This is a genomic window from Parasynechococcus sp., assembly GCF_045559935.1.
Taxonomy (GTDB): Bacteria; Cyanobacteriota; Cyanobacteriia; order PCC-6307; family Cyanobiaceae; genus Parasynechococcus.
In genome coordinates this window covers 908278-921998 of record NZ_JBJLJL010000008.1, presented here as the reverse complement: position 1 = coordinate 921998, position 13721 = coordinate 908278, and the positions used below count along the sequence as shown (strand labels likewise).

The window sequence follows — 13721 nt, the reverse complement described above, 5'->3', positions numbered from 1 at the left end:
TGGAAGGCCCAAGAATGCGCAACCCACGCCACTTCATCGCCTTTGAAACCCTGCCGCTGCTGTACGGGCGTGTGCCGAAAGTGGCGAACACCTCGATCAAAGCCGCTCTGCACACCCTGCTGAAGCAGGAGGCCGAGGAGGGGTTCCGGTCCACTTCGGATGGTTTCTGGCTTGAGGCCACCCATGGCGAAACCAGAATGATCACGGCCCGGACAGCCCTGATGCGCCGTGGGACGCATTTCAGCTTCAGCTTTGTGCGCAATCCCTACGACCGACTGGTGTCGGCCTACAACAACAAATTGCTGGAACTGGAGACCTTGATGCCTCAGATGCAGGACATGGGACTGCATCGCAACATGCCTTTCCAGGACTTCCTGGAATGCACCGCGAACACCCCGGCCTCCGCACTGGATGTGCACCTGCTCCCGCAGAGCATGATCCTCTGCGTTGAGGGCACGCTCGTCCCCAGCTTCATCGGGCGGATGGAAAGCATGCAGAACGACTGGGATCTCCTGAATCTGACGCTGAGGAGAGAAGGACTGCCGGAACTTGGCAAGCTTCCGAAGAAGAACATCCGCCGTAGCGGCGACCGCAGCGATGTGGGCCACTACTTTCAGGATCCTGGGCTGGTGCGACTGGCGCAATCGCTGTATCAGACGGATCTCGATCTGTTCTACGGCGATGTGAAGCCCATCGGATCTGATCCAGGGGGATCTGAAATCCAGCAGAGATCGGTAGCAACAGCATCCCTTCAATATCTGGTACTGATCACAAAGATGGCGAAGCGCCACCCAGGAGGATTAGCAAGAAAGTCGATACTGTCCGGCCATGACGCGTTACGTTCTACGCAATGGAGAAGTTGTGCATTCACGCCGCCAACCCGACGGCCTTGATGTGTACTGCTACCAGACCGGCTACAACCACCACACCTGCCTGCTGCTGTCTGATCAGGCAGAAGCCGATTTCCTGATCAATTATGGAACCGAATTGAACGTAAGGTTTGCTCGATAATTCACCATCTCTTCCACTTTGATTTGTAAAGGCGCCACTTCTCAACAGCAAGGCCGCCGACCATCGTGTGAGCAATCGTCCAGGCCCCGTGGCACAGTCATCGCCTCGTGAACGACTCGGCCAGCTGCTGGAGCGGCGTTACCGGGACATGGGGCAGCCGTCCCTGATCCAGCAGAACGCTTACCGCGCATTGCTGTCCACGATTCAACTGGAAAAGAAACTGGTTGCCATCGAGCTGCTGGATCTGATGCTCGACGAAGTGAATCAGAGCCTGTCTGCACAGGATGTCGCGTCAGGCCCCCGCCAGGCGGCCAGCTGATCCGTCATCGCTGATACAGCCAGGGGGTACCGCGCTCGCTTGCAATGACGATTGGCGCGATGAACCATGGCAATCCCGCATAGCCTGATCTTCTTATCCCTGCTACCAGGGCTGCTGCAGGGCAATCTCGGCTTGTTCAAGCAGCTGAACAGTGAGCTTGGTGTTTTATGCCAGAACCCGCCATCACAAGCTTTGAACGTCTGCAGGATCCACGCAAAATTAGTGAGCCGATGAAACAGTTCTGTATCAGATATTCCAAAAGACCCGTCAATCCGTGCTTTTGATAACCAATTAAGCTCGTCGATCCGGGTTTCAGCAATCATCGGCAGACAGCACTCAGCATCGCCAGCATGCAACGAGATTCCCGGCTGTCATGCTCAGTCCGAAAACCCGCCTGATGCTTCAGGACATCCTGGCCCGCCTCTCCAGGAGTGAGCAGGTCTCGCTGAAAGAAAGAATTCTGGTGCAGAAATATGCCGACAGAAACTCAACCGTCTATTCCTGGCTGCGCAAGGCACGGTCGATCCAACGGGAAGGACATCTCGAACAGGGGTCCATGTCCGGATTCATGCAGAACCTGAATCTGGCTGGACAAGACACGGAAGACCATTTCCACAGGTCCAGTGACGACATCGGCGACTGGTTTCAAGGATCGCCGGGATGGGTTCGCCGCAGTTGATGGCCACACCCTGATCACAATCGTTTTCCGACGTTCGATCAGATATCGATGGTCGGTTCACCCAATGTGACTCGACCTTGCCTGATCTCATTCCAACACCCCTTGGAGAAAAAATAAACCGCCCCAGGGATGGTCATCGAAAGGTTGAACAGCTGATTGGTGCGTTCCATGCTGTCGCTGGAGACAAAACGCTGACGCCGCGTTGCCAGTGATGCGATGAAGCGAAGAGCTTTGTCGCGACTGTTGAACTCACCACCAAGGCCGTTCAAAGATTCGAGATCAATGGCATGAGGGAGTCGCACCCATTCCACAAACTCCGCATGCATCACGGCGATGATATTCACCCTCTGATCAGCTGAACCAGCACCCACGCCCCCGCGGCAGCAAGGATCCAGTACATCCAAGCCAACTGGAAGGTCAATGCCATGGCCAGACCGATGAGGAAAAGGATCAGAAACGTACCGAGCGTCATGTCAGTCCATCGGAAGGGGGGTCAGGCCAAAGGAAGCTCTGATCAATGTCTGCATCTGGATGGAGCTTCAGGACCATCCACAGCAACATCGCGGAGCAATGCCTGTCATCGGCACCGTAGTCATATTTCCAGTCCTTCACCATCGCCACCAAGTCCTGCTGAGCATTGGTGATGAAGTCGTCCGTCCACTCCTGCATGGCCATCAGCTCAACCGAGAGAAGCCCTTCGGGCCAGCGTGCAGACGAGGGTCTCCAGCACCGGCCCCCGGAAGCCAAACCTTGCATCACTCTGCCGGCGCAGTGGAGTTGTGTCACCACGCAAGCGGTCGCCCCTGACAACCGGAGGGAAGCAAATGGAGAGAACGGCTACCGCAGCCCATCGACAAACCTATTTAGACCGTTTTTAAGAGACCTCATCACTGATGAAACTGGATCTCGCCCATGCCGAACCGATGGGAACCCTGATCCATGACGGAACCCACGCTCCGTTCCGCGCCCTGGCATGCCCGCTCGTGCCGCGCAAGGCCAGAGAGGACCATGGACTGATCAGCCTCTACATGCAGAAATAACCCTGCATCGCGTCTAAGTTCAAAGGCGACCTGATCGGTGTGCCGTGAACAAGCTTGCAACTCTGCTGGGAGCTCTCACCATGCTGATTGCCGGCGCTGCGTCTCAGGCATCGGAGTGCACCACGGTGATGAGCCCAATCGATCCCGGCCAGAACAACGACGCCGTGGTCTGCAAGCGTGTCGCTCGCAACAGCGCCAACGGAAACATCAGCGTCTGGCGCTGCTGCCCAGGCGAATGACGCTCCAGATCGGCAGCCAATCCGATGAGCTGTAACTCTTGAAACAGAAGCCGGGAAGCGAATTGCTTCGAATGACCAAAGCAATATCGTGGCCATGATTGACAACTCCGAAACGTATCAACGGGCACTTGATCTGTTCACAGAATCAGTGATCAAACCCGATTACGAATTGCGTGCCAATGCAAGTTATGCAGGATGCTACTTCGAACTGATGGAGATCCGGCAGCACTGCCTTGCCTATCTGAAAACCCTCAAGGAGATTCATCAGATTGAGACCGGTGATGAAAGCGATGCGATCGAAGCCGAAAAATCACTGATGACAAAAACGGCATCTCGAAAAATCGCCTTCACCCATGGAGAGTTCATGTAGCTCCGGGCCAATCCGTAGAGGCGATGGCAGGCCTGCTTCCAGCGGAAGCCTGCCGCATTCTCCCGAAAAACGCTGAGTCCCTGACAACGCCAACAGAACGTTGCCTCGATAACAATTCAAAGGCGGACGCATCGCTGAGATGGCCGCATCTGTTTTCAGCCTCTGTGGATCAAGTCGAAATCAACTACTGGGCCAAGATCGCTGTCGACCTGGAAGTCGCCGGCGACATCGACAGCATGTATTACGAGCATGCAAGAGCCATTGCACTGGGGGAACAGCTCGACGCAAGCCCCACAGCAAGCCTCCGACGACCACTGACCATGGCCTGTCAGCGAACCCGACGATCGGACGAAGCCAGCTTGCAGATCCCGCATCGCAGCAGCTGAGCCGATCAGGGATCGATACCATGATGTTGACCAACGTTGACAACCTTCCGGTCTGATCATGCGATTCCTGGCAGCGATGGCGGTGATGTTTGTCATGGGCAGCCACGCAGCCGCCCATGAAGGCAAAGCCACGGCTCAGGGAGTGACCGAAATGTTCGCAACGGGTGAAGCCATGCGGCTGGTCCCCAAAGGGGCCACCGTGACGGACACCACCTGCAAGAGCATTGATGTGGCAGCCGACACCCGCTACCAGTGCACGGTGACCTACAGCGATTGAATCGATCGCCCCTGAGATTGGAGACAGGACAACCAAGGACGCTGCACTCCACCGGACCCTGTAGCCCTGCGAACTAATTCAGATTTTCTTCATAACTTTGTGCCGTCAGGAACGTTGCTAATCCAGAAGAGCTGGGCAAATGTACTCATGAATTCTCAACTTCATGATGCAGCTGACGTTTCTTGGCAACACCTACACCAAAAACTCAGACCTGCGCGTTGCTCCAAACGTTGAACTCAAATATCAGGGCAAGACCTACCGGGCAAGACAGGAACAGGCTGCACAACAGGTTGCCCAAAGTGACATCGTGTTGACCTACCGAGGCATCAACTACGTCAAGTGATTGACGACTCCAGCCTTTCAGCGGCTTCGGATCCAATAACCCAGGCCCATGCCTGGGTTATTTTTATGTTGCAACGGATACAGAGGCCCACCCTGACCCTGTGATGGGGTTAATGACGCTTCCCCTGGACCATGACCGATAAAGCCGGCTTCTGCACGAGGTTGATCGACGTTCTGGCGCACGAGTCATTCGGAGCGGACGCCGCTGTGGAGGAGATCCGAGGCTTTGACGGGAAATCACCGTGGGAAGGCAATCAATACTGCTGCGTTGATGCCACTGAACAACAGTCTGAATTCCGAGGGCTGGTGACAGTCGATGGACATCTGTATTGCTTCGTGGCTCAGATCAACTCCAATGATCAACATCGATCGCGTTTCATCCCTGCCGCTGAAGTGCTGGAGGACCCATCCGGTACGCCACGCAAAATGCAACCTCTCATTCAGGAGATGATCCTGGGCCGCAAACGTGGGGTGATGCTGATCCCTGAAACGGAAACAGACGCCGTTGATGTTGTTGCCGGCCTGGTGGAGCAGGGCTTCAGTGAATTGGCCAGCCAATACCGGGATTTCATCATGCGGCAGCTGGAGAAATCCAAGGCTGCTGCAAAGCCAACGGCATGATCGGAACGGACCTCACTCACCCAAAGGTGCGGCCATTCCATCCCCAAGGGGAATCCCAATCGCGTTCTCAAGGCGACGCCCCTTCAAACAGGGTCATCCCATAGGCCTCGGGTTTGCCCGTCGCCTTGGCCAGTGCTGCAGACAGCTGTTGAAGCCGCGAATGGTGAGGGCTCACAGACATCCGTTGATTTCAGGCCACGAGGTGAGCCACGACAAAGGGGATCACACCCACAACCGATGGCACGCAGACTTCAACTCCCGAAGAGCCAGGCCAATTCCTCAGATCTCGCAGCATGGACTGCCGTGGTCTTCGCTTCGATCACTGCACTGGTGCTCTGGGGCGTCGCCAACGCCTATCCCTCTCTCTGAGCACCTAGAAGAAGACAGCGTCAGCAGACGGCGCTCACGATCTGGCTTCGGAAGGTCAATGTCGAAACTTGAATACTTGCCGCCGTTGATCCTGCTGGCTTGTGCAGCAGCCTTGTATCTAGGCTCAAGAGAAGGATTCGATGCTGTCATTCCGGAGGTCCCCGAAGAGAGCTTGCCTGCCATCCTCTTCCATGGACACTGCATGGAACGATCAGACCAGATCTACCAAAACGAAATCGCAATCCATAGAAAAACTGAGAAGATTGTTGGTTACGGGAGATTTCGAGACGACATTCATGGAAAGGGGCTGACTCGAATCACGACAGAACGACTTGAGCGCGAAGAACAGTGCAAACAGAGCTGAGCAAAACCAGAAAGGCGAACAAAGACAGACCGCATCAAGTTCGCACTGGAGTGATTAAGAGAATCAGAAAGATCAGGAGCGCAAGGATTGACAACAGGAAAGCATTCGTTACTTTCGGCGCATCATATTGCTGTTCATCAATGGATTTCCCAAAATGGTTTGCTGAGGTGATCCAGCGGAATGCTCAGCCGCAACCCATGAGCGCAGCGATGGAAGCGACATCTCCTGCGTTCAAAGCCGACAAATCAACGCCGACAATCGACACGTTAACCGTTTATGTTGGCCCCAAAGGAGGCAAGTATCGGTTCAACGAAAAGGGTAGAAAGATTTACCTCAGCGCCTGAAGGTCACTCATAGTCTGCCAATTCCACAAACTCACGCTCCAACGCATCCGCATCGCCATATCTCTCTTCGTTGATGAGATCGATGATTCTCTCCAGAATGATTCCGTGCGTGATCCGGCTTGGCCCTTCAAACGAGAAATGGAAATTGCGGTGAAGGCTTCTCATGAACAAGACTTCAGACTGACATAGCTTCGCCGAAGAGGCTGTCATTTGTAGTATCACCTGATTCCTTTGGGGAACCAATAATCATTTGGAGAAATACCTGGTCTCTACATGGTCCTCAAACTCACTTTCGAATGCCCTGGCATCATCAAGCCTGCCCTCATCCAGCAGTCGATTGAGGTGTTGATAGACATAATCAAGATTTCCCTTGTTCAGATAGTCAAACGAAAATCGAAGCGAATTACTTGAAGAAGGCACAGGAATTACCTCTTTACTATGTCATGGTAGTCATCCTGCTTTCGATGCTGATGTGTTCGCCGCATCGCTTTCGCACCTTTAAGGTATTAAGCGGCACACTTTCACGCGAACAAAAGCATTGATCATTCGATCGGTTGCCTTCAGCTCACACGACAACGCGCTGATGCTTCGCGGACCCTTGACTGTGAAACGATGGCTTGCGCTGCTGCTGCTGCTTCCACTGGGATTAACAAGCCCTGTGAAAGCCTTTGACGGAGGGGGTCTCGACAACGAGAAGGCCATTGAAATCTCTGACGACAAGTCAGAGATCATCCTGCCTGAATACTCGGTTTATCATGCTTCTTGCATGGACATTCAGTTAAGAATGTGGGGTGAAGTGGCAGAACTGATGGAGGATCTGGCGACTGCTCACTGTTACTGCGAATATTCCAAACTGGAACAACTCGATGAATTGACGTTCGCACAACAGCAAGACGTGGAGGCCAGTTGCGCACGGGAAGGAACCATCAACAAAAAAGAAGCCTTCATCTGGTGGGCGCTTCCACTTCATTGGCAGCGCTTGAAAGGCGAGAACTAGGCATTGCCATCGTTCACGGGATGACGCCGGTCCAAGCAAGAGGAAGGCCGCCCCTCCCGCTGGAGAGACGGCCTAGCTCGCTCGTTTGTGCATTGCTCAACCCGTGAATGGATCAGGGGTTGAGAGGCCAGCCCACCTACGACAGGAATGGGGTGACCTCTCCTATTGCTCGCTTCCGACACCCCTGTGATGACGGGAACAGGGGTCATGCCGCATGCCATTGCTGGCGCAGGGCGAAGTGTCGGGCTTTCAGGTGCCTGGGGCCTTGACGTCCAGGTGTGGGGCTGGTCTCCCGCGGGGCACCTGTGAACGGTGCTGAGGAGAGTCGTCAAAGACGAGCAGCCCACGGTTGGGTGGAAACTGTTGGAGCAGGGACCTAAAAGTCAGGCGACTTCTAAGACCTGCTCGGTTGGACCGTCGTCTCGCATGGACGCCTCCGATCTCGATGGACACACTCTCGTCAGCGGACACGCACCTCGGCAATCAGCCTTAACGCTCATTGCCTTCTGAGACCGACTCGTCCGATGTTGGGACTGTCGTGCTTGACCTCAGAGGATGGGGGCAAGGGCTTGGCTGTTGAAGCAGAAGACCCATCAGACAGACCCCCAATTCAGCGAACATGCAGAGTGCTGGCATGAAACAGCCCAACGTCCAGCAACTCCGATCGCTTCGTCTCCTTGCACTTGCCCGTGACGACAGGGCTGTGGCTGAACTGAACGCACGAATCTCCAATTCACCTGACTACCTGGTGGAGGAGCTGATGCACCGCCACGGATGGGCCGCTCACGAAGCGCTCTGCGCCGTACAGCAGCTGCAGGAGGAAGCCCTTCGCAGCACCAGTGATCAGCAGACTGCTGCCTGACCCAGAAGTGGCTTGCACAGCCTGCCCGATGCTCCGATGGGCCATCCAGGGTTGCCAAGCCTCGTTGAGACGCTGCAATCAAGGAAGTTGGACACAAGAGATGACGACCCAATTGACCAACCTTCCCTGCGGCACTGTTGAGGTCAGGGTCTGTGAAGATCAGATCTGCGCCACTGGATGGGTCAGCTCACACCACCTGGTCCCGACAAAAGAGGCTCAGCTCAAGATGTCCGTCAATCGAGGCATGGAATCAGCAGCCGAGTGAGGTCAACGTACGGGTGGTGAGCACTTCCGCCAGCCTGTCTTCAACATCGTCTCCCAGGCTTCGATGGCGTTGTGTCGCAGCATCCGACGACGTGTCTCAGGAATCGGGTAATCAGGCGGCCGCCAGTGAAAGGTCCGCAGGACGACCCATTGACCGTGTGCCGTTGGCGCATCGGGCTTGAACTGAACAACTTTTTGCTGTTCAGGACTCACCAGCCAACCTTCGCGGCTTGGGTTCTCTGCGGGGTCATCGGTGGGATTCTCCTTGCTCTGCATGAGACGATTCTGCTCGCCGCCCACTCCCAACTGATGCGTTCCCATCAAGCCCTTAACCATACGAGTGGCAATCTCTGAGATTGCTTGCATGGACGTTGTTTTCTTTGGCATAGCCAAGAAACAGCTGGATGGCCTCATCGAGCCTGGCCGATGGAAAATTCATGCCAACAAGCGCTTCAACAAAGCTTTCCTTGAGCTCCAAAAGCTCGTCGCAATCGACAGGACCCAGGTATTCGTTTTTAACGACGCTCTTGAGCGGAAAGTGATCCCTCCAACTCCCTCCAAGGAATTGCCTGGCAAATGCATCATTGGTCGGACCAAAATGATTAGCAGTCTCTTCATACAAGTCTTTGTCGAAACCAAAAAATCTTTCCAGATGCCAGTTTTTTTTGATCGCAATATTCCTGACTTTCCGCGCTTTAAATCTCAGATCGCTCGTTTCAACTCCAAGCAGATCACAAATGACTTTGCAGGACTTTGAGAGCCAAATACCTTTCACACCAGGCTGAATATTGGAAGAGCCTTCAGCGACAGGAACCAACTTACTGGGCTCAAATGCAACGCCTATCTCATTGAGAAGACTCGGACACCGGATCCGACCGGCGAGCACCCCCAAGAACAATGAATTTTGTCTCAAAGCCACTGTTGACGATATTTTCAAACTTTTTACACAGATCAAGGGTTTTGTAATTGTCTTGAACAAACCATGACCGCGCAAAAGCCGGAAATCCATCCGCATGATACATACGACGAATGCCATGGCAATACATAGAATTAATCCATTCTGGTTGATTGCGAATATAAAAAACAAGACCTATTCCTAAACCAATTTCGCGGGAAAGCCTCTGCAACTTTGCAACACTGCGTGCTGTGAGAATTTGAGGGTGCAAGGCCTCAGTACTAAGCAATTTATCGCCGCGAACAGCTTTTTGAATAAATTTGAGACTTGCGATTGACTCAAAATCCCCGGAGCCAAAAAACTTCCTGAAGCGCTTTGCAAGACCCATATTTGGGCAGACGAGCAAGCCCTTTTTTCGCAAATAAGATTTATTGGAAATCAGTGTTTGCTGAATGTATGTCGAAGCCGTTTTATGAGGTCCTGCGTGAATCCATAACGTTGACATAGCGAATATTTAGAACCGAAGCACTAGCAAATGGAATGGTTGAAGGGGCCTTCCAGCCCCCATGAGTCAGTTGGGTGATAAGGCTGACTTCACCCCATCTCCCCTAAGGGTCAGGCAGCAACAGGGGCTGCTTGACGGGAGAAACGAACGATGTTGTTCGCAGTTACGGGTTTGCTCTCACCGAGCAGGCTTCAGTCACCCTCCTCATGCCCCGTCGAAACCATTGCAGCCCCGGGATGGGGGAATGGAGCTGAGCGGAATCGAACCGCTGTCCGAAACACTGGTGTGGATCACCTAGTCCGGAGAACCGGACGCTGCCATTCTGTCAGCAGTGGTGACCTGGAGCACAACCACCTTTGGGTCGTGAGAACCGGATGCCCGGGGTGGCGGTTCTGCCCCAGGGCCTTGAAGAGGCCGGCAGCAGTGAACTGGAACGTCTCGGGGCCGGATCGGTGCGGCCGCTGCGCCGCGCCGCCGCTTTCGAAGCCGACATGGCCTGTCTCTACAGGCTGCATCTGCAGGCACGCCTGCCCTTCCGGCTGCTGCGGGAGATGGGACGCTTTCCCTGCTGCAGTCGAGACGAGCTGTACGACGGCATTCAGCACTGCCTGGACTGGGAACGCTGGCTGCACCCATCCCAGACCTTCCGGGTGGATGTCACCGGCATCACCCCGGGGCTGAATCACAGCCACTATTCCGCTCTTCAGGTGAAGAACGCCCTGGTGGACCGGCAACGAGACATCTGGGGAAAACGCTCGTCGATCGATCTCGATGCGCCGGACCTGGCCCTGCATCTGCATCTGGCGCGCGGTGAAGCCGTCTTGAGTCTCGATGGCAGTGGCGGCAGCCTGCACCGCCGCGGCTATCGGGCTGCCATGGGAGCAGCTCCGTTGAAGGAGAACCTGGCCGCCGGACTGATTCAGCTCACGGGCTGGGATGGCCGTGTTCCTCTGGTGGATCCCTGCTGCGGATCGGCGACGCTGCTGATCGAGGCCGCCACCGCGGCGCTTGAGATGGCCCCCGGGCTCAACCGCCCCTTTGCCCTCGAGGGCTGGGCGGATTTCAATCCCGATCTCTGGCAGCGGGAACAAACCCGGGCCCGCGGACGGAAACGACCCGATGCTGAACTGCCGGCGCTGCTCGGGTTTGAGCAGGATCCCGACATCGCTGACCAGGCGCGTGACAACGTCCGGGCCGCCGGGCTCCAGGGGCTGATCGAGATCCGCAGCGGCAGCTTCGAAGGCCAGCAGCTGCCGCCAGGCCCGGGCGTGCTGGTCTGCAACCCGCCCTACGGCCAGCGCATCGGGCATGAGGCCGATCTCGAACAGCTCTACGGCGCACTGGGGCGGTTCGCCCGCAGCCAGGCCTCAGGCTGGCAGCTGTGGCTGCTCAGCGGCAACGCCAACCTCACTGGAGCCCTGCGCATGAAGGCGAGCCGACGCATTCCGGTGAGCAACGGCGGCATTGACTGCCGCTGGTTGCAATACGCAATCCGCTGATTCAGCGCCCCAGCAGCGCCCGCACCGTCTTCATGATTCCCTCGAGGGTCTGAGGCAGGAAAGGACCCTTGAGCACCTGACCACCGATCCTGAGACTGATGCCCGCCAGCACCAGGTTCGCCACCGCCAGCGCCAGCAGCGCCTGCATCAGCGAAAGCTCCCAGGCCTGCTGAATCCAGAGCACGAGAGCCACCTCACCGGCCGCCATGGCGATGAGCATCGCGACGCCACCTGTCGCGAGAAACAGACCGCCGCTGATCAACCGGCGCTTCTCGCGATCCACCTCCTGCAGAGCCATGCGCACATGCAGGTCCATCACCGAGGCCGCCAGAGCCGTGGCCCGGGCCGCTGCACCGAGCCCACGGGGGCGTTGCGTGTCGCTCATCGATCCCGCCGACCACCGCTGAGCATCGTGCCGATCAGCACTCCCACGCCCAGAGCCACACCCACGGCCAGCAGCGGCCGCTGACGCACCGGCTTCTCGATGCGCGGACGCAGGGTGCTGTTGAGTTCATCCAGCAGCTGCTCCAACTGCTGCTCAAGGGGGTCGAGGTTGTCCGCCAGGGTGCGGCCATGCTCTTCAGCCGCCTGCATCAGCTCCTCCAGCTGTTCCCGCACACCCTCAGGCGTCAGGCCGGTGTTTTTCTCGATCAGGCGCACCACCTCATCCATGCTTCCCCGGGTCGCCTCCAGAGTGTGATGCGCCAGATCAGGCCAGCGCTTCTGAATCGTGGGCAGAAGGCTCTCGAACCGCTCACGGAAACGATGCTCGGACGTGCCGTTGGACCGCGACGAGGGCGCATCCATGAGGTCTGAGGGATCAGGTGTTCTCAGGTTAGGGACGCTGGCCGATCAGACCAGCTGCAGCCTTGCGAGACTCACCTCAGGTCATGGATGGGGAACGAAGCGATGACCCGGGTGGTGTTGCACATCGGCATGCACAAGACCGCCTCCACCTACATCCAGAAACGGCTTCAGGCGAATCAGCCCCTGCTCCGGCAGCACGGCATCCGATTCGATGACGACAGCAAGAACCGGCTCAAGATCGCTGCCCGCAGAAGCGACTTCAAGCCCTGGAAGACAAGGTTGAAGCAGGCCAGGGACCGCAACGCCGATCTGCTGATCTCCAATGAGGTGCTCAGCCATCTGCTGGCTCAGCCCCGCGACGAGCGACCCGAGGAATGCATCGGTGACTGGCTGGTGCGTCAGTTCCAGCGCCATGGTTGCGAGATCACCCTGGTCGCCTTCCTGCGCGATCAACCGGGCTACCTGAATTCCCACTACGCCCAGCACATCCGCAATTTCGCCTTGCACTGCCCGTTCGAGGCCTACGCCGAGGCGGTGATGAACCACCGGCATCCCCGTGGGCAATGCGACCCGGAGCGTCTCTTCGGCTGGATCCGGCACCACGCGCAGCTCGAGGCCCGCTTTCTGCCCTACGGCGGCCACTGCAGCGGCGACCCCTTCCTGCAACTCATCGAGATCGTCGGTGGTCCCGCAGCGGCGGACTGGCAGCCCATCGCCCCGGAGAATTCCCAGTCCGGACGCCTGGCGGTGGCGACATCAATCCGCGTGCAGGAGCATCTGCAGGCCCGCGGCATCCGGCTCTCAAGCAAGACGGCAAGACGCGGTGCCACCCATGCCCTGCTGCGCCGCTCCCGGCGATATGGCTGGGAGCGGGACCGCTTCAACGGTTTGACGCCTGAGCTCTACCAGCGCATCCGGGATCACTACCGGCCGATGAACGACCGCTTCGCCCAGGCGGTCTGGGGTCTTGCCAGCTGGGCCGAGCTGTTTCCGGCCGATCCACCATCCGCACAGGCACCGCTTGGACGTTGGCCGCGCTGGCGGGTGGAGTGGGAAAGCCGGGATCTGGTCCGCCGGCTGACCGCCACGACGCCGAGGTGATGAGCGATCCCATGACGCCCCTGCTCCGCTACAGCCTGTTGCGCCACACCGGTGCCCCGGACGACCCCAGCGGCTGCCACTACGACCTGCTCCTGGAGGACGGCGAGACCTGCCGCAGCTGGCGGCTGCCCGACATTCCCCCCCTGAACGGAACCTCCCAGGAGGCCACCCCTCTGGCTCCCCACCGGCGGGTTTGGCTGGAGCCCCGGAGCGCTGCCGTCTCCGGAGACCGGGGCTGGGCGGAACGGGTGATGGCCGGCCGCTACCGGGGAACCCTGCCCGCCGATCCCGACGCGGCCGTGCAGCTCGAGCTGGTGGATGGCGCGCTGAGAGGACAGCTGCGGATCACGGCAGGACGCTGCTCGCTGACGCCCCCTTGAGCTTTCGGACAGCTCCGCTACTTTCGGCTCGCTGAAAGCCCGAAACCCTG

General features: G+C 57.3%; 27 protein-coding genes. 18 read left to right on the top strand and 9 right to left on the bottom strand.

Annotated features, from left to right (window positions below; translation table 11 throughout):
* The 3 genes from ACJ0G7_RS09290 to ACJ0G7_RS09280 form a co-directional block, all read left to right on the top strand.
* A partial coding sequence (locus ACJ0G7_RS09290; RefSeq protein ID WP_407395838.1) for a sulfotransferase family protein occupies positions 1-893 on the top strand: 893 nt, incomplete at its 5' end.
* A 206-nt stretch (positions 894-1099) separates the two neighbouring features.
* Entirely contained in the window at positions 1100-1330 is a 231-nt protein-coding gene (locus tag ACJ0G7_RS09285) for a hypothetical protein (protein ID WP_156957127.1), read from the top strand.
* A 373-nt stretch (positions 1331-1703) separates the two neighbouring features.
* Positions 1704-2009: a hypothetical protein gene (locus ACJ0G7_RS09280; RefSeq protein WP_043692831.1), complete on the top strand. Its 306-nt coding sequence runs from the start codon at positions 1704-1706 to the stop codon at positions 2007-2009.
* 38 nt (positions 2010-2047) lie between these two features.
* Here the strand turns inward: ACJ0G7_RS09280 and ACJ0G7_RS09275 are convergent, their stop codons facing one another.
* From ACJ0G7_RS09275 to ACJ0G7_RS09265, 3 genes are read right to left on the bottom strand one after another with little or no spacing between them, the layout of a single operon-like run.
* Complete coding sequence (locus ACJ0G7_RS09275; RefSeq protein ID WP_043692834.1) at positions 2048-2353, bottom strand: hypothetical protein; 306 nt, start codon at positions 2351-2353, stop codon at positions 2048-2050.
* Positions 2350-2481: a hypothetical protein gene (locus tag ACJ0G7_RS09270; RefSeq protein WP_256381036.1), complete on the bottom strand. Its 132-nt coding sequence runs from the start codon at positions 2479-2481 to the stop codon at positions 2350-2352. Before ACJ0G7_RS09270 ends, ACJ0G7_RS09275 begins: the two co-directional genes overlap by 4 nt.
* Positions 2478-2678 (bottom strand): hypothetical protein, encoded by a 201-nt coding sequence (locus ACJ0G7_RS09265; RefSeq protein ID WP_186485710.1) that lies wholly within the window; start codon positions 2676-2678, stop codon positions 2478-2480. The genes ACJ0G7_RS09270 and ACJ0G7_RS09265 overlap by 4 nt, the downstream gene beginning before the upstream one ends.
* A 224-nt stretch (positions 2679-2902) precedes the next feature.
* Between ACJ0G7_RS09265 and ACJ0G7_RS09260 the strand changes: the two genes are divergently transcribed.
* The 10 genes from ACJ0G7_RS09260 to ACJ0G7_RS09215 all read left to right on the top strand — a co-directional run bounded on the left by ACJ0G7_RS09260 (position 2903) and on the right by ACJ0G7_RS09215 (position 6361).
* Positions 2903-3049 (top strand): hypothetical protein, encoded by a 147-nt coding sequence (locus ACJ0G7_RS09260; protein WP_407395836.1) that lies wholly within the window; start codon positions 2903-2905, stop codon positions 3047-3049.
* Positions 3050-3093: 44 nt separating this feature from the next.
* The gene (locus ACJ0G7_RS09255; protein ID WP_043692837.1) at positions 3094-3288 is read left to right on the top strand and encodes a hypothetical protein; all 195 of its coding nucleotides are present in this window, start codon (positions 3094-3096) and stop codon (positions 3286-3288) included.
* 94 nt (positions 3289-3382) lie between these two features.
* Complete coding sequence (locus ACJ0G7_RS09250; protein WP_043692840.1) at positions 3383-3658, top strand: hypothetical protein; 276 nt, start codon at positions 3383-3385, stop codon at positions 3656-3658.
* A 23-nt stretch (positions 3659-3681) separates the two neighbouring features.
* Positions 3682-4044, top strand: a complete 363-nt coding sequence (locus ACJ0G7_RS09245; protein ID WP_407395834.1) for a hypothetical protein — start codon at positions 3682-3684, stop codon at positions 4042-4044.
* A gap of 58 nt (positions 4045-4102) precedes the next feature.
* Complete coding sequence (locus ACJ0G7_RS09240; RefSeq protein ID WP_043692848.1) at positions 4103-4321, top strand: hypothetical protein; 219 nt, start codon at positions 4103-4105, stop codon at positions 4319-4321.
* A gap of 166 nt (positions 4322-4487) precedes the next feature.
* A complete protein-coding gene (locus ACJ0G7_RS09235; protein WP_407395832.1) occupies positions 4488-4664 on the top strand; it encodes a DUF4278 domain-containing protein in 177 nt (58 codons plus the stop codon).
* Between the two features lie 392 nt (positions 4665-5056).
* Positions 5057-5284, top strand: coding sequence for a hypothetical protein (locus ACJ0G7_RS09230; protein WP_407395831.1), 228 nt, complete (start codon positions 5057-5059; stop codon positions 5282-5284).
* Positions 5285-5521: 237 nt separating this feature from the next.
* Positions 5522-5653, top strand: coding sequence for a hypothetical protein (locus tag ACJ0G7_RS09225; RefSeq protein WP_255475487.1), 132 nt, complete (start codon positions 5522-5524; stop codon positions 5651-5653).
* A 76-nt stretch (positions 5654-5729) separates the two neighbouring features.
* Entirely contained in the window at positions 5730-6017 is a 288-nt protein-coding gene (locus ACJ0G7_RS09220) for a hypothetical protein (protein WP_407395830.1), read from the top strand.
* A 197-nt stretch (positions 6018-6214) separates the two neighbouring features.
* Positions 6215-6361 carry a hypothetical protein gene (locus ACJ0G7_RS09215; RefSeq protein ID WP_407395829.1) on the top strand — a complete coding sequence of 49 codons (147 nt, stop codon included), beginning with the start codon at positions 6215-6217 and terminating at the stop codon, positions 6359-6361.
* Positions 6362-6364: 3 nt separating this feature from the next.
* Here ACJ0G7_RS09215 and ACJ0G7_RS09210 read toward each other — a convergent pair whose 3' ends face one another.
* On the bottom strand, positions 6365-6526 hold the full coding sequence (locus tag ACJ0G7_RS09210) for a hypothetical protein (protein WP_156957130.1): 162 nt from the start codon (positions 6524-6526) through the stop codon (positions 6365-6367).
* A gap of 418 nt (positions 6527-6944) precedes the next feature.
* On the opposite strand from ACJ0G7_RS09210, the gene ACJ0G7_RS09205 reads away from it, so the two are divergent.
* Both ACJ0G7_RS09205 and ACJ0G7_RS09200 read left to right on the top strand, forming a co-directional pair.
* Positions 6945-7358 (top strand): hypothetical protein, encoded by a 414-nt coding sequence (locus tag ACJ0G7_RS09205; RefSeq protein ID WP_253912835.1) that lies wholly within the window; start codon positions 6945-6947, stop codon positions 7356-7358.
* Between the two features lie 634 nt (positions 7359-7992).
* Complete coding sequence (locus tag ACJ0G7_RS09200; RefSeq protein WP_407395828.1) at positions 7993-8220, top strand: hypothetical protein; 228 nt, start codon at positions 7993-7995, stop codon at positions 8218-8220.
* A gap of 267 nt (positions 8221-8487) precedes the next feature.
* On the opposite strand, the gene ACJ0G7_RS09195 is transcribed toward ACJ0G7_RS09200, so the two are convergent.
* From ACJ0G7_RS09195 to ACJ0G7_RS09185, 3 genes are read right to left on the bottom strand one after another with little or no spacing between them, the layout of a single operon-like run.
* Positions 8488-8805: a DUF1651 domain-containing protein gene (locus ACJ0G7_RS09195; protein WP_407395827.1), complete on the bottom strand. Its 318-nt coding sequence runs from the start codon at positions 8803-8805 to the stop codon at positions 8488-8490.
* Positions 8806-8812: 7 nt separating this feature from the next.
* On the bottom strand, positions 8813-9301 hold the full coding sequence (locus ACJ0G7_RS09190; RefSeq protein ID WP_407395825.1) for a hypothetical protein: 489 nt from the start codon (positions 9299-9301) through the stop codon (positions 8813-8815).
* A gap of 28 nt (positions 9302-9329) precedes the next feature.
* The gene (locus ACJ0G7_RS09185; protein WP_407395824.1) at positions 9330-9767 is read right to left on the bottom strand and encodes a hypothetical protein; all 438 of its coding nucleotides are present in this window, start codon (positions 9765-9767) and stop codon (positions 9330-9332) included.
* A 473-nt stretch (positions 9768-10240) separates the two neighbouring features.
* Here ACJ0G7_RS09185 and ACJ0G7_RS09180 point away from each other — a divergent pair, with 473 nt between their 5' ends.
* The gene (locus ACJ0G7_RS09180) at positions 10241-11383 is read left to right on the top strand and encodes a class I SAM-dependent RNA methyltransferase (RefSeq protein ID WP_407395823.1); all 1143 of its coding nucleotides are present in this window, start codon (positions 10241-10243) and stop codon (positions 11381-11383) included.
* Between the two features lies 1 nt (position 11384).
* On the opposite strand, the gene ACJ0G7_RS09175 is transcribed toward ACJ0G7_RS09180, so the two are convergent.
* Positions 11385-11768 (bottom strand): phage holin family protein, encoded by a 384-nt coding sequence (locus ACJ0G7_RS09175; protein WP_043692876.1) that lies wholly within the window; start codon positions 11766-11768, stop codon positions 11385-11387.
* Complete coding sequence (locus tag ACJ0G7_RS09170) at positions 11765-12190, bottom strand: hypothetical protein (protein ID WP_043692879.1); 426 nt, start codon at positions 12188-12190, stop codon at positions 11765-11767. Before ACJ0G7_RS09170 ends, ACJ0G7_RS09175 begins: the two co-directional genes overlap by 4 nt.
* An 87-nt stretch (positions 12191-12277) precedes the next feature.
* Here ACJ0G7_RS09170 and ACJ0G7_RS09165 point away from each other — a divergent pair, with 87 nt between their 5' ends.
* Both ACJ0G7_RS09165 and ACJ0G7_RS09160 read left to right on the top strand, forming a co-directional pair.
* The gene (locus ACJ0G7_RS09165; protein ID WP_407395821.1) at positions 12278-13291 is read left to right on the top strand and encodes a hypothetical protein; all 1014 of its coding nucleotides are present in this window, start codon (positions 12278-12280) and stop codon (positions 13289-13291) included.
* A 20-nt stretch (positions 13292-13311) separates the two neighbouring features.
* Positions 13312-13671 (top strand): hypothetical protein, encoded by a 360-nt coding sequence (locus ACJ0G7_RS09160; protein WP_407395890.1) that lies wholly within the window; start codon positions 13312-13314, stop codon positions 13669-13671.
* Positions 13672-13721: the final 50 nt, after the last annotated feature.